Annotated in this window: 11 protein-coding genes; 5 read left to right on the top strand and 6 right to left on the bottom strand. The window is 73.1% G+C overall.

Annotation, left to right across the window (positions count from 1 at the left end; all coding sequences use genetic code 11):
• Positions 1-7 precede the first annotated feature (7 nt).
• Positions 8-1,312 (bottom strand): glycosyltransferase, encoded by a 1,305-nt coding sequence (locus tag ACK1X7_RS06715; RefSeq protein WP_413114762.1) that lies wholly within the window; start codon positions 1,310-1,312, stop codon positions 8-10.
• 83 nt (positions 1,313-1,395) lie between these two features.
• On the opposite strand from ACK1X7_RS06715, the gene ACK1X7_RS06710 reads away from it, so the two are divergent.
• On the top strand, positions 1,396-2,175 hold the full coding sequence (locus ACK1X7_RS06710) for a glutamate racemase (protein ID WP_390794654.1): 780 nt from the start codon (positions 1,396-1,398) through the stop codon (positions 2,173-2,175).
• 98 nt (positions 2,176-2,273) lie between these two features.
• Positions 2,274-2,831, top strand: a complete 558-nt coding sequence (locus ACK1X7_RS06705) for a hypothetical protein (RefSeq protein ID WP_216347924.1) — start codon at positions 2,274-2,276, stop codon at positions 2,829-2,831.
• Positions 2,832-2,965: 134 nt separating this feature from the next.
• Here ACK1X7_RS06705 and ACK1X7_RS06700 read toward each other — a convergent pair whose 3' ends face one another.
• The gene (locus tag ACK1X7_RS06700; RefSeq protein ID WP_413116854.1) at positions 2,966-3,961 is read right to left on the bottom strand and encodes an O-antigen ligase family protein; all 996 of its coding nucleotides are present in this window, start codon (positions 3,959-3,961) and stop codon (positions 2,966-2,968) included.
• 231 nt (positions 3,962-4,192) lie between these two features.
• On the opposite strand from ACK1X7_RS06700, the gene ACK1X7_RS06695 reads away from it, so the two are divergent.
• The 3 genes from ACK1X7_RS06695 to ACK1X7_RS06685 all read left to right on the top strand — a co-directional run bounded on the left by ACK1X7_RS06695 (position 4,193) and on the right by ACK1X7_RS06685 (position 7,834).
• The gene (locus ACK1X7_RS06695; protein ID WP_364013177.1) at positions 4,193-4,672 is read left to right on the top strand and encodes an NUDIX hydrolase; all 480 of its coding nucleotides are present in this window, start codon (positions 4,193-4,195) and stop codon (positions 4,670-4,672) included.
• A gap of 55 nt (positions 4,673-4,727) precedes the next feature.
• Positions 4,728-5,534, top strand: coding sequence for a 3-hydroxybutyrate dehydrogenase (locus ACK1X7_RS06690; protein ID WP_390794606.1), 807 nt, complete (start codon positions 4,728-4,730; stop codon positions 5,532-5,534).
• 245 nt (positions 5,535-5,779) lie between these two features.
• Positions 5,780-7,834: a helix-turn-helix domain-containing protein gene (locus ACK1X7_RS06685; RefSeq protein WP_385141005.1), complete on the top strand. Its 2,055-nt coding sequence runs from the start codon at positions 5,780-5,782 to the stop codon at positions 7,832-7,834.
• Here the strand turns inward: ACK1X7_RS06685 and ACK1X7_RS06680 are convergent.
• The 4 genes from ACK1X7_RS06680 to ACK1X7_RS06665 all read right to left on the bottom strand — a co-directional run bounded on the left by ACK1X7_RS06680 (position 7,828) and on the right by ACK1X7_RS06665 (position 13,099).
• Entirely contained in the window at positions 7,828-9,249 is a 1,422-nt protein-coding gene (locus ACK1X7_RS06680) for an MFS transporter (protein ID WP_413114761.1), read from the bottom strand. The two genes, ACK1X7_RS06685 and ACK1X7_RS06680, sit on opposite strands and share 7 nt — an antisense overlap.
• Before the next feature lie 197 nt (positions 9,250-9,446).
• Complete coding sequence (locus ACK1X7_RS06675) at positions 9,447-10,127, bottom strand: TetR/AcrR family transcriptional regulator (RefSeq protein WP_385141000.1); 681 nt, start codon at positions 10,125-10,127, stop codon at positions 9,447-9,449.
• Between the two features lie 157 nt (positions 10,128-10,284).
• Positions 10,285-11,646 carry a cytochrome P450 gene (locus ACK1X7_RS06670; RefSeq protein WP_385140997.1) on the bottom strand — a complete coding sequence of 454 codons (1,362 nt, stop codon included), beginning with the start codon at positions 11,644-11,646 and terminating at the stop codon, positions 10,285-10,287.
• A gap of 82 nt (positions 11,647-11,728) precedes the next feature.
• Positions 11,729-13,099: a cytochrome P450 gene (locus ACK1X7_RS06665; protein WP_390794609.1), complete on the bottom strand. Its 1,371-nt coding sequence runs from the start codon at positions 13,097-13,099 to the stop codon at positions 11,729-11,731.
• Between the last annotated feature and the right edge of the window lie 4 nt (positions 13,100-13,103).

The following is a 13,103-nucleotide window of genomic DNA, read 5'->3' as shown; positions in this document are numbered from 1 at the left end:
GCGGCCGTCAGGGCGCGGCGCTGGGGCGGGCGTAGGTGCGCCCCTTCCAGGCCGCGCCCTGTCCGAGGTGGTGCCGCACCGCCGAGTCCACGGTCATCAGGAGGTAGAGAAGGGCCGTCAGGGGCAGCAGCGGCGCCAGCCACAGGGTCTGTCGGTAGTAGCGCAACATCGGGATGTAGCTGCCCGCCATCAGGGCCCAGGCGGCGGCGCCCAGCGCCAGTAGCGCGGGACGCTCCGTCAGCACCCCGGCGACCACGGCCGCGGGCGGCACGAGATACACCACCGCCAGCCCCGCGACCGTCATCAGCAACAGCAGCGGATGGTGGCGGAGCTGGGTGTACGCGCTGCGCGAGACCATCCGCCACAGCTTGCCCAGCCGCGGATACGGCCGCACGCTGTCGACCCGGTCGGCCAGCCCCAGCCAGATCCGCCCGCCGGACCGTTTCACCGCGCGGGCCAGCGCCACATCGTCGATGACCGACTGCCGGATCGTCTCCGGGATCCCGGCCCGCTCGGCGGCCTCCCGGCGCAGCAGCACACAGCCGCCCGCGGCCGCCGCGGTGCGCCCCCGGGGCCGGTTGACCCACCGAAAGGGGTAGAGCTGGGCGAAGAAGTAGACGAAGGCGGGCACGATCAGCCGCTCCCAGCAGGTCGCCACCCGCAGCCGCGCCATCTGGGAGACGAGGTCCACTCCGTTCGCCTCGGCCGCGCGCACCAACTCCCGCAGGGAGTCCGGTTCATGTGCGATATCCGCGTCCGTCAGCAGCAGGTAGTCGACGCCGACGTCGTCCTTACGGTCGCCCTCGTCCTTACGGTCGCCCTCGTCCTTACGGTCGCCCTCGTCCTTACGGTCGCCATCGTCCTCATGGTTGCCGTCGTCCTTACGGTCGGCGGCGATACGGGTCGTCGCAAGCGCCATGCCGTGCCGCACCGCCCACAGCTTCCCGGTCCAGCCGGGGCCGGGCTCGCCGGGGGAGTCGACGGTCAGCGGCAGCCCGCCGTACTCCTCGGCCAGTTCACGGGCGAGCTTTCCGGTGCCGTCCGAGCTGCCGTCGTCGATCAGGAAGATCTCCGCCGGCCCCGGATAGTCCTGGGCGAGCAGCGAGGGCAGGCTGGCCGGAAGCACGGCGGACTCGTCCCGGGCGGGCACCACGACGGCCACCGAGGGCCATCCCGCGGGCTCCGGCGGGCCGGAGCCGACCGGGCCCCTCCGGGGCAGCCGGATGTCCGTACGCCAGAAGAAACCCTGGCCCAGCAGCAGCCACAGCCATGCGGCCAACGACCCGGCGGCGATCCACATCAGCGCGCTCACCCGCCGAAGTCTGCCCGAAGGTGTGCCCGGCCGTCGGGCGCACCGGACCGATCCATTAAAGTGACCGGGTGAAGATCGCGCTTATGGACTCCGGAATCGGGCTCTTGCCCACCGCCGCCGCGATGCGCCGACTGCGGCCGGACGCCGATCTCGTTATCTCCTCCGACCCCGCCACCATGCCGTGGGGACCGCGCACTCCCGAGGACGTCACCGGGCTCGCCCTGGGCTGCGCCCGGGCCGCCGCCGCGCACCGCCCCGACGCGCTGATCGTCGCCTGCAACACCGCCTCCGTCCACGCCCTGCCCGCGCTGCGCGCCGAGCTGGAGCCCGTGCTGCCGGTCGTCGGGACCGTGCCCGCCATCAAGCCCGCGGCGGCCGGGGGCGGCCCGATCGCGATCTGGGCCACCCCGGCCACCACCGGCAGCCCGTACCAGCGCGGACTGATCCGCGACTTCGCGGACGGCGTCGAGGTGACCGAGGTACCGTGCCCGGGGCTCGCGGACGCGGTGCAGCACGCGGACACCGAGGGGATCGACGCCGCGGTGGCCGCCGCGGCGGCCCGCACCCCGCGTGAGGTAACGACCGTCGTCCTGGGCTGCACCCATTACGAACTGGTCGCCGACCGCATCCGGGCCGCCGTACAGCAGCCGGACGCGCCGCCGATCGCCCTCCATGGCTCGGCCGGGGCCGTCGCCGCCCAGGCCCTGCGCCGGATCGGCGCCGACCCCTTCCCGCCGGACGGCGCGGTCGCCCCCGGCGGGCTGACCGTCATCCTCAGCGGGCGCGAGGCCCCCTTGCCGGAGGTCGCCCTGACCTACGCCGAAGGAGTGCTGCTGGCACCCGTCGCCCCGGCGCGCGGTTGACGGCGGCGCCTCGTGCGGTGAGCTGACCGCAACGCTCTCCACCAGCGGAATCACTCTCCCCGCTGCCGGGCGGCCGGAACCTGAGTACGCTGCCAACCATGAGGCACCACGACCACGGAACGCCGAGCGCCCCCGGGCAGCCGCCCGCGGTCTGGACCGGACGAGCCCACAACCGCGTGCAGTGGGTGCTGGCCGTGGCGGGCGCCGCGTGCCTGGCGCTCGGTGTCGACCTCGCCGTGGACTCACCATGGGGCTCGGGCCTCGCCCCGCTGCTGATGTCCGTCATCGGCTGTGTCACCGCCGGGCTGCTGATGCTCTTCGGCACCCTCGCCTTCGTCCATGTGGCGGTGCGGGTCGACGACGAGGTGCTGGAGATCCGCTGCGGCCATATGGGGCTCCCGCGCCGCCGCATCCCGCTCAGCGATGTGGTCCACGCCGATGTGGCCCGTAAGGTCACCCCCTGCCAGTGGGGCGGCTGGGGCTACCGATGGCGCCCCGACAAGGGCACGGCGGTGGTGGTGCGCCGAGGCGAGGGCGTGGTGGTCCGCCTCGGGGACGGGCGCGTCTTCACGGTCACGGTGGACGACGCGGAGGCGGCGGTCCGGGTCATCCGCGACCGGCTGCGGCTGATCGCGGCGCGCACCTCCCAGGTCTAGCCGGTCCCCGATCCCCTCTTTCGGGGGACGGGGATGTCTTTCGGGGGACACGCCGTCCCTCGCGGCCATCAGGGGCCCGCATTCCCCTTCGTCGGACGCGGGTGAGGGCGCGTTCTCTCTCGCCGCGCCGGGTCTCATGGCACCGCTCCCGGGTCGTCGTTCAGGCGGGCGGTCGCCAGTCCGGCGAGGAGGCCCGCTCCCGCGGTGATCTGGGAGAAGCTCAGCGCGTTGCCCAGGCAGGACACGACGGCCAGGGACGTGAGGGTCGCGGCCGCCGTAAGGACCACCGGAGTCGGGCGCGGAGAGCGCCACAGGGCGTGGAGCATCCAGCCGAAGGCCGCGCCCAGCAGGACCACCCCGGGCAGCCCCTGACCGGCCGCCTGCTGGAGCGGCGCCGAATGGGGCTTGGCCTCCGGGCCCTGCGGCTGGGCCGCAACGGCGCTCAGCTCGCCGAAGCGGGCCGGGCCCGCACCGCGCAGCGGGTCCGTCTCCTCGATGCGGGCCGCGTCCTGCCACAGCCGGATCCGGTGCTCGGTGAGATGGGCGCGCAGGGCGGGCGGGAGGCCGCCCGGGACCGCGTCCTTGGCCACCGCCCAGGTGCCGCCGACCGCGACCGCCGCGATCAGCGCGCACACGGCGAGCGCCGGCAGCCGGTGCCGGTTCCGGGCGGCGGTGAGCGAGCACAGCAGGACGGCGCCGCTCGCCACCGAGCCCGCCGTCGAGCCCGTCACCGCGGCCGTCAGCGTGATCGCCGCGGCCGGCAGCCACAGCGCCGGGCGGAGGGCCCGCGGGGCGGCCCAGGCCGCACAGCAGACCGCGCCCGTGGCCAGGGTGAGCTGGCCCGCGCCCGCCCCCTCATGGCCGGTGAGCCCGTACGGCGAGGCACAGGCCAGGCCGAACCCCGCGAGCCCGGCGGTAGCCGTCGCGGCGAACGGCAGCAGCGATCCGGCGATCCGGCCGCATGCGTAACCGGCTGCCACCGCCAGCACCGACAGCAGCACCCCCTCGGGGCGGGCCGGCCGCCCCATGGCCGCGATCAGGGCCCAGACGGCGCAGCCGGCCAGGATCAGGACCCCCGTGAAATCGGACGCGCCGGCGCATCCGTCGGCCGGTCTGCCGTGGTCCTGCACGACAGGCTCCACCACTGATGACGTCATCCCGTCGACCCCCCGTCGTGACGGGCACCGCACCGACACGCCTTACGGCGGTCGTGCGAGCCATGACATCCGAAACCGTAGCGCTTGTCGTAAGGAATGTGTATATGGTGCGCAGAAACGATGAGTCGGTCGTGAAACGCCCACCGTGGAAGGCGCCGTTCGGCCGCCGTGCGCGCCCCCTTTTTCGCCCGATACCCTCGGCCCATGCCGACCCCCGACTTCATCCGTGACCTCAGGGCCTCCATCGGCCACCAACTGCTCTATCTGCCGGGCGTGAGCGCCGTGGTCTTCGACGACCAAGGGCGGGTGCTGCTGGGCCGCCGGGCCGACAACGGCCGCTGGACGATCATCTGCGGCATCCCCGAACCCGGTGAGCAGCCGGCCACGGCGGTGGTCCGCGAGGTGGAGGAGGAGACGGCAGTGCGCTGTGTCCCCGAACGCATCGTGCTCGTACGGACCCTGGCGCCGGTGACCTACCCCAACGACGACCGGTGCCAGTTCGTGGACGTCTGCTTCCGCTGCCGCGCGGTCGGCGGCGAGGCGCGGGTGAACGACGACGAGTCGCTGGACGTCGACTGGTTCCCGCTCGACGCGCTGCCCGAGATGGAGGACTTCTCCCTGTCCCGGATCAAGCAGGCGCTCGAGGACGGCCCGACATGGTTCGAGCCCACCGTCGCGGAGTGAAGTATGTGCCGCCCCCACATCGGACCGGGCCCGGTGGCTGCCTAATGTGCCCCTCATGAGCGCGTCCACCACACCAGGCCCGGGCCCCCGGCCGTCCGACGGCCTCGATCTGTCCCGCCTTACCGCACTCGTCACGGGCGCCGCCGGGGGCATCGGCCGGGCCTGTACGCTGCGGCTGGCCACCGCCGGGGCGCGGGTGCGGGCCGTCGATCTGGACGCCGAGGGCCTCACCGGCCTGGTCACCGCGGCCTCCGGACTGCCCGGCCCGGTCGAGGCCCACCCCCTCGACCTCACCGACCTCGACGCCGCCGAACGGGCCGCCGCCGGTATCGACATCCTGGTCAACAACGCCGGGCTCCAACTCGTCCGGCCCATCGAGGACTTTCCGCCCGAGGTCTTCTCCCGGGTGCTCACCGTGATGCTCGAGGCCCCGTTCCGGCTGGTGCGCGGCGCGCTGCCGCATATGTACGCGCAAGGCTGGGGCCGGATCGTCAACATCTCCTCGGTGCACGGGCTGCGCGCCTCCCCGTACAAGTCGGCCTATGTGGCCGCCAAACACGGTCTGGAGGGGCTCTCCAAGGTCGCCGCCCTGGAGGGCGCGGCGCACGGAGTGACCTCCAACTGCGTCAACCCCGGCTATGTGCGCACCCCGCTCGTCGAACGGCAGATCGCCGACCAGGCCGAGGCCCACGTGATCTCGCCGGAGCGGGTCGTCTCCGAGGTATTGCTGGCCGATACGGCGGTCAAGCGGCTGGTCGAACCCGAGGAGGTCGCCGAGGCCGTCGCATATCTCTGCGGTCCGCACACGTCCTTCGTCACCGGTGCCTCGCTCAGCATGGACGGCGGATGGACCGCCCACTGAGCGGGCCACCGGGTCGGTCACCGGGTGACGAAGGCCGATTGGCTCAGCCACCGGGCCACGAAAACGGATTGGCTCAGCCAATGGCGGACAGTGGCCGATTGGCTCAGCCACTGGCGGACGGACTGGCGCAGCCATCGACGGACGGTGGCCCATTGGCTCAGCCACCGGACCGCGTATTGCCCGGCCGCCCCGTCCAAGGAGCACCGGGCCGCCCTACGGCTGGCGCGCCCGGGCCCGGCGGGAGTATGCCTGTGCCCATGCCCGACGACCGGCCGGAGGCCCCCTACCTGGAATTGCTCGCACGCGGCGCGCCCGCCGAGGCGTACGAGCGCCCGGTGCTGCGCGCCCGCGCCGACAAGGCCCCCGCCGACCGGCTGGCGGCCCTGGAGCGCGCCAAGCTGCTCGCCCTGCGGGTGCGCGGCGAGCTGGAGGGACGACGGCGCCGCGAGGCCGAGCTGTCCGCGCTCTACGAGACCGCCCACGACTTGGCGGGGCTGCGCGATCTGGACGCGGTGCTCCAGGCCATCGTGCAGCGCGCCCGCTCCCTGCTGGGCACCGAGGTCGCCTATCTGACGCTGAACGACCCGACGGCCGGTGACACCTATATGAGGGTCACCGACGGTTCGGTCTCGGCCCGTTTCCAGCAGTTGCGGCTCGGCATGGGGGAGGGGCTCGGCGGTCTGGTTGCCCAGACCGCCCGCCCCTATGTGACCGAGAGCTACTTCCACGATCCGCGGTTCCAGCACACCCACACCATCGACGCGGGCGTCAGGGACGAGGGACTCGTAGCCATCCTCGGGGTGCCGCTGGTGCTCGGCAGCGGGGTCATCGGTGTGCTGTTCGCGGCCGACCGCCGGGCCCGGGTGTTCGAACGTGAGCAGACAGCGCTGCTCGGTTCGTTCGCCGCCCACGCGGCCGTGGCCATCGACACCGCCCATCTGCTCGCCGAGACCCGTACGGCGCTCGCCGAGCTGGAGGCCGCCAACGAGATCATCCGGGACCGCAGCCGGGTCATCGAGCGGGCCTCCGAGGTCCACGACCGGCTCACCGAGCTGGTGCTGCGCGGTGGCGGGGTGCACGACGTGGCCGATGCCGTGGCCGAGGTGCTCAGCGGTTCCGTGGAGTTCCTCGAGGTCGACGCGGCGCCCGCGGCGGCCGTCGACCGGTCCCGGGCCGACGGCCACGCGGTGCGCGACGGCGAGGAGGACTGGGTCGCCGCCGTCTCGGCGGGTGGCGAGCTCCTCGGCGCGCTCGTGCTGCGCGGCCACCCCCGGCTGGACCCCATGGACCAGCGCACCCTGGAGCGCGCCGCGATGGTCACCTCGCTGCTTCAGCTCGCCCGCCGCTCGGCGGGTGAGGCCGAACAGCGGGTGCGCGGTGAGCTGCTGGACGACCTCCTCGACACCCCCGACCGCGAGCCCCGGCTGCTGCGCGAGCGCGCCGCGCGGCTCCGGGCGGACCTGGACACGCCCCATGTGGTGCTCGCCGCGGGCATCGAGGCCCCGGACACCGGCACCCCCGCCACCGGCCCTGGCCCCGGCCCCGGCAGCGGCCCTGGCGGCCCACCCGGAAGCGGCCCCGGCGCCACCCCCGGAAGCAGATCGGTGGGCACCCCCGCCACCGCTCCCGGCAGCGCGCCCGCCGAGGACGCCGAGGGCCGTCGGCGGCTGTGGTCCGCCGCGTCCCATCTGGCGGCCACCCGGCACGGTCTGGCCGCCGCCCGCGACGGCGGCACCGTGCTGCTGCTGCCGCTGGCCGACGGCGACACCGCCGACGCCCTCGCCCGCCGCACCGCCCGCCAGTTGGGCACCGCCGTCCACGCCGCGGTCACCGTCGGCGCCTCCGCACCCGTCCCCGCGCCCGCCGCACGGCCCGGGGAGGTCGCCGCGGGCTATGCCGAGGCGCGGCGCTGTCTGGCCGCCCTGCGGGTGCTGGGCCGGGCCGGACAGGGCGCTGCCGCCGAGGACTTCGGCTTTCTCGGTCTGCTGCTGGCCGGTACCCGCGAGGGCGCCCCGGACGGCACCGGCGTCCAGGACTTCGTGACCCGCACCGTGGGCGCGGTCATCGACTACGACGAGCGGCGCGGCACCGAGCTGATCCGCACCCTCGACGCGTACTTCGCGGGCGGGATGAGCCCCGCCCGTACGAAGGACGCCCTCCACGTGCACGTCAACACGGTGGCGCAGCGGCTGGAGCGGGTCGGGCGGCTGCTCGGCCCCGACTGGCAGTCACCCGCCCGCTCCCTGGAGATCCAGCTCGCCCTGCGGCTGCACCGCCTGGCCTCGGCCGTGGGCTACTGAGCCGAGGCCGAACGGGCCGTGCGCTCCGCCGCCTCCGCTGCCGGCCGCGGGGACGGGGCCGAGGTCGGTTCGACGGCGGCCAGATCGCGGTCCCGGGTCTCCTTGGCGACGCCCACGGCCACCAGGGTGAGCAGGGCCGCCGCGATCACATAGAGCGCGATCGGGGTGGCGCTGTCGTAGTCGGCCAGCAGCGCGGTGGCGATCAGCGGGGCGGGCGCACCGGCCGCGACGGATGAGAACTGCGCGCCGATCGACGCTCCCGAATACCGCATCCGGGTCGCGAACATCTCGGAGAAGAAGGCCGCCTGGGGCGCGTACATCGCGCCGTGGAAGACCAGCCCGACCGTCACCGCGAGCAGCAGCGCCGGGAAGCCCTTGGTGTCGATGAGGAGGAAGAAGGGGAAGGCCCACGCGCCGACGCCCACCGCGCCCAGGAGATACACCGGGCGGCGCCCGATCCGGTCCGAGAGCGCGCCCCATGCCGGGATGACCGCGAAGTGCACGGCCGAGGCGATCAGGACGGCGTTGAGCGCGGTCTGCTTGCCGAGGCCCACATGGTCGGAGGTCGCGTAGACGAGGACGAAGGCGGTGATGACGTAGTAGCTGATGTTCTCGGCCATCCGCGCGCCCATGGCGATCAGCACATCCCGCCAGTGGTGGCGCAGGACCGCCACCAGCGGCATCTTCTCGGTGACCGCCTCGTCCGCGGCCGCCTTACGGGCCTCGGCACGGGCCTGCGCCGCCTTGAACACCGGCGATTCATCGACAGAGAGACGAATCCACAAGCCCACCACTACCAGCACCCCCGAGAGCAGGAACGGCACCCGCCACCCCCATGCCTCGAAGGCGTCGTCGGAGAGCAGGGCGGTGAGCGCGGAGAGCACCCCCGTGGCCAGCAACTGCCCGGCCGGGGCGCCGGTCTGCGGCCAGGACGCCCAGAACCCGCGCCGCCGCGGGTCCCCGTGCTCCGACACCAGCAGCACCGCCCCGCCCCATTCGCCGCCGAGCGCGAACCCCTGGATCAGACGCAGCGCGGTGAGCAGTACGGGCGCCGCCGAACCGACCGTGGCGTGGGTGGGCAGCAGCCCGATGGCGCAGGTCGCGCCGCCCATCAGCAGCAGACTCAGGATCAGCAGCTTCTTACGGCCGAGCCGGTCGCCGTAATGGCCGAAGACCAGGGCGCCGACCGGCCGGGCGGCGAAGCCGACCGCGTAGGTCAGGAACGACAGCAGGGTGCCGACGAGCGGATCGGAGTCCGGGAAGAAGAGCTTGTTGAAGACGAGCGCGGCGGCCGAGCCGTAGAGAAAGAAGTCGTACCACTCGATGGTGGTGCCGATAAGGCTCGCGGCGACGATTCGGCGCAGTGCGCCGGGTGGGGTCGGGGGAGCGGAGGCCGGAGAATCCGGGGTGGTCATGGGTCACCACTTCCGAGCGGGGTACGGGGACGTTTTTGTGTTGCCACACCGTAGAAATGCGCAGTTCGGCTCGGATATGTAGGCGGGCGACACACTTCACCCGGCCACTGTGGTGACACGCCCCGCCCAGCAAGCCCCGAGTCGGCGCGGCCCCTACCGACATGCGCCGGGTTGGCGCGTCCTGCCCCGAATGCCCCCTAGTCGGCCCGCCCCGTACGCGGCCGTCGCACCTTGCCGAGCTGGAGCATGGCGGCCCCGAGCTGGTCCCCGGTGAGCGAGGGGGCCGGGAGCGGGTGGGACCCCTCGGGGCGCAGCCCGTCGAGCAGCAGGGCCAGATAGCGGCGCCAGGCCAGCGGCGCGGCGACGGTCGAGCCGGGGACCGCGCGGCCGAGCGCGGCCAGCAGGAACAGCAGGTCCTCCGCGGTGGCGTCCTTCCGGGCCGCGCCCTGCTCCTGGGCGCGGCGCAGAAGGACGTCGAGCGTCTTGTGGTTCTCCCTGCGGAGCGCGTCCAGCGAGGGGACGCCCTGGATGCCGGTGGTCATCAGGTCGTTGGTGCCCCGGTCGGCGGCGAGCAGCCCGAATATGCGCTCCAGATAGGCTGTCAGGCCGATCCAGGCGTCCGGCGCCGAGCGGGCCTCCTCGGCGGCCCGCAGGATGTCCCGCAGGGAATCGCCGAATACCGCCTCGATGAGTTCCGCCCGGCCGGCGAACCGCCGGTAGAGAGTGGCGCTGCCGACTCCGGCCCGACGGGCGATGTCGTCGAGCGGGGCGTCCACACCCTGATCCGTGTAGATCTCCCGGGCGGCAGTTATCAGCATCTCGCGGTTGCGCCGTGCGTCTCGGCGCAACGGTGTCTCTTTCTCCACACGGCTGCCCATGGCCCGAAACCTTAACACTAACCGGGGGAATCTCTCCGGTTAGGTGTTAAGATCATCGAAGGTACGGGGAACTGTCCCCGATTCGACCGTGCCGGCCGCCGGTACGGTTCACCCCCACTCCCGACACCTGAACTACGGGGTCCGAGGGGCGGAGCGTTCAGCGTGGTTCCGGAATCATGCGCAGCGGACCGGCGGTGAGGCTCATCTGCGGCCTCGGCCGGATCTTCGTCCGCGGAATCGGGCGCATCCGCCAGCGGCCCGCGATCGCGGCCAGGGCCAGCGTCGCCTCCGTCATGCCGAAGACATCGCCGATGCACTTCCGGCTGCCACCGCCGAACGGCAGATACGAGCCGCGCGCCACGTCCTTGGCCCGCTCGGGAAGCCAGCGGTCGGGGTCGAAGGACTCCGGGTCGGGGAAGAGCGCCGGATCGCGGTGCAGCACATACGGGCTGATCAGCACGTCCGACGCCGGGGGCAGCCGCCGCCCGCCGAGCTCGGTGGCCTCGGCGGTGGTCCGGGTGAACAGCCACGCGGGCGGGAAGAGCCGCAGCGCCTCGCTGAACACCCGCTGGGTGTGGGCGAGCCGGGGAACGTCGGCGTAGCGCGGGGCCCGTCCGCCCAGCACCTCGTCGACCTCGGCGTGCAGCGCGGCCTCGGCCCGGGGATTGCGGCCGAGCAGGAACCAGGCCCAGGTCAGCGCGGAGGCGGTGGTCTCGATCCCGGCCAGCAGCAGGGTCATGACCTGGTCGTGGATCTCCTGGTCCGACATGGTGCCGCCGGTCTCGTCGTCCTGCGCGGCGAAGAGCGCGGAGAGCACATCGCCGCGGTCGCCGTCGTCCGCCCGCTTATAGTCCTCGATCATGCGGTTGATGAGCTGGTTGAGCCGGGTGAGCGCGTCGTCGAAGCGCCGGTTCGCCGCGAGCGGGAGCCTGGCCAGCAGCCCGGTGGGGTCGATCGCCTGCCGGTAGGCGCCCTCCACGACGATGGGCAGGCAGTGCTGGATCTCGGCCACGGCATGCGGCGCCATATCGGTCGAGAAGAGCGCACGGGCCGTCACCCGCGCGGTGAGCGCGAGCATCTCATGGCTGACGTCGATGGGTCTGCGGGCGGTCCACGCCGTCGACTCGGCCTCGCACTCCCGCTCCATCACCTCGGCGTACGTGGCGATCCGGGCGGCCTGGAAGGCGGGCTGCACCAGCCGGCGCTGCCGTCTGTGATCCGCCCAGTCGGAGGTGATCAGGCCGTTGCCCAGGATGGGCTTCGCCTTCTCCTTGACCGGCCCGCCGGTGTCGTAGACCCGCGCGTTCACCAGCACCTGCTGGACCAGCTCCGGATGGCAGGGCAGAAACACGGGCCGGGGCCCCAGCCGGAGCTCGACCAGATCGCCGTAGGCGGGCAGGGAGGCCAGGAACTGAAGCGGTTTGCGGCCCATCAGCAGGGCGTGGCCGGCCAGCGGAAGTCCGCCGGGGGCGAGGGCGTGCCGCCAGTGGCGTGTCGCCGGGTGCTGCGCGGTCCTCATGCGGAAGATGTCCTTCGCTCGCGAGGTGGGGTACGGAAGGTACGGGGCGTCCGGTCCGGGGCGCACCCCGGACCGGACGTCGTCAGCGTGGCTCGCACACCATGGGCAGCGGGCCGGGTTCGAGCGTCGCCTTCGGCTCGGGGCGCAATGTCGTCCCGGGCACCGGGCGAAGGCGCCACCGGCTCGCGATCGTCGCCACGATGAGGGCGGTCTCGGTCAGCGCCAGGACGTCCCCGATGCACTTGTGGCTGCCCGCGCCGAACGGGAGCAGCGCCCCGCGCGGCACCTCCTTGGCGCGGTCGGGGAGCCAGCGCTCCGGGTCGAACCGCTCGGGGTCGGGGAACAGCTCGGGGTTGTGGTGCAGCGCCTGGGCGCTGTAGAGGATCATCGTGCCCGCCGGGATGGTGCGGCCGCCGAGCTTCGTCTCGGCCGCCGTGACCCGCATCGCCATCCAGGACGGCGGATACAGCCGCAGCGACTCGGTGATCACCCCGCGGGTGTACTCCAGGGACGGCAGGTCCTCGAAGGTGGGCGAACGGCCCCCCAGAGCCTCGTCGATCTCGGCGTGCACCCGCTTCTCCACCTCCGGGTGGGCGCCCAGGAGATGGAAGACGAAGGCGAGCGTCGAGGCCGTGGTCTCGCTCCCGGCGACCAGGAAGGTGACCACCTGGTCGAGGACCTCGCCGTCGTCCAGCCCCTCGCCGGTCTCGGGGTGTTCGGCGCGCAGCAGCGTGGAGAGCAGATCGCCGAGGTCGGCGCCGGAGCGCCGGCGGTCGCGGATCATCTCGTCCACGATTCTCCGCAGCCGGGCATTGGCCCGGTCATAGCGGCGGTTGCCCGGGGTGGGGAGCTTCTCCATGATCCCCAAAGGCGCCATGGTGCGCTTGTAGATGCCGTGCGAGACGATGCGCAGACAGTGGCGGGCCTCGTCGATCGTCGCCTCGTCGATCCCGGTGGAGAACAGCGTCCGCGCGGCGACCCGCATCAGCAGCGCGTGCATGGTGTCGCCGAGGTCCAGGGTCCGCCCCGGCTCCCAGGAGCCGATCGCGGCGCGGGTGTCATCGGCGACCGCGGCGGTGTAGTCGGCGATCTTCGGGGTGTGGAACGCGGGCTGGATCATCCGCCGCTGAGTGCGGTGGTCCTCGCCCCGGGAGACCGAGAGGCTGTTCCCGAGCAACTGCCGCGCCTTGTCGAAGACCCCGCCCTTGTCGAACACACGGGGATTGAGCAGCACATGGCGGACCAGCTCGGGATGGCAGGCCAGATAGGCGCGGCTGGGCCCCAGCCTGACCTCCACCAGATCGCCGTGGGAGGGCAGGGAGGCCAGGAACTCCAGCGGACGGCGCCAGAGCGCCGCAGTGTGCCCCAGCAGCGGCACCGAGCCGGGCGCCGTGCCGGTGGTCCAGGAGTGCTCCGGCTGTGCGGAGCCCTTCGTGGAAGTCACGGTTCCCATTCCC

This window comes from Streptomyces sp. CY-1, from assembly GCF_047218265.1.
GTDB classification, from domain to species: Bacteria; Actinomycetota; Actinomycetes; order Streptomycetales; family Streptomycetaceae; genus Streptomyces; species Streptomyces niphimycinicus.
Note: the sequence above shows the minus strand (reverse complement) of the source record. Positions and strands in the feature narration are given on the sequence as shown.